Source organism: Paeniroseomonas aquatica (assembly GCF_030409335.1).
GTDB classification, from domain to species: Bacteria; Pseudomonadota; Alphaproteobacteria; order Acetobacterales; family Acetobacteraceae; genus Belnapia; species Belnapia aquatica.
Genome location: NZ_JAUFPN010000243.1, coordinates 1 through 968 on the forward strand (window position 1 = coordinate 1; position 968 = coordinate 968).

At 69.2% G+C, this 968-nt stretch carries 1 protein-coding gene; it reads right to left on the minus strand.

All coding sequences use genetic code 11. The features are described 5' to 3' along the window. The coding region (locus QWZ14_RS29090) for a methyl-accepting chemotaxis protein (protein ID WP_290320565.1) at positions 1–968 on the minus strand (968 nt) is incomplete at both ends.

A 968-nucleotide genomic window follows, 5' to 3' on the forward strand; every position in this document is an offset into this window, starting at 1 on the left:
GCCGCTGCCTGGCGTGCGGCCGGTGCCGCGGCCTTGCGGGCGGCCACGGGGCCTGGCGCCCGCTGCGCCGCAGCCGGCACCGCGTGCCCGGCCGGCAGGACGAAGGCGGCGACCATGTTGGCCAGGCCGTCGGTCTGCTCCTCCATGGACTTGGCCGCCGCCGCCGCCTCCTCCACCAGCGCCGCATTCTGCTGGGTGATCTTGTCCATCTGCGCAACCGCGGTATTGACCTGCTCGATCCCCGTCGACTGCTCCTGCGAGGCCGCCGAGATCTCCGCCATGATGTCGGTCACACGCCGCACCGAGGTGACGATCTCCTCCATCGTCTGACCCGCCGAGGCCACCAGCTTCGAGCCGCTGTCCACCTTCCCGACGCTGTCCGAGATCAGGGCCTTGATCTCCTTCGCCGCATTGGCGCTGCGCTGGGCCAGGTTGCGCACCTCCGCCGCCACCACCGCGAAGCCGCGGCCCTGGTCGCCGGCGCGGGCCGCCTCCACCGCCGCATTCAGCGCCAGGATGTTGGTCTGGAAGGCAATCTCGTCGATCACTCCGATGATGTCGCTGATCTTGCGGCTGGACTGGGTGATGCCGTCCATGGTCTGGACGACCTCCTTGACCACGTTGCCGCCGCGCTGCGCGATCTCGCTGGCCGAGGCGGCCAGCTTGTTGGCCTGCTGCGCATTGTCGGCATTCTGCCGCACCGTGCCGGTCAGCTCCTCAAGGCTGGCCGAGGTCTCCTCCAGGCTCGAGGCCTGCTCCTCGGTCCGCTGCGAGAGATCGGTATTGCCCATGGCGATCTCGCGCGACGCCGTGCTGATGGTGCCGCAGCTCTCGGTGATCGTGGCGATGACCCCCGACATGGTGTCGAGCATGCCGTTCACCCCAGCGCACAGCTCGCCGATCTCACCCGTCTTGCCCTCCAGCGAAATCCGCCGGCTGAGATCATTGCCCTGCGCCGCCGCAACGAT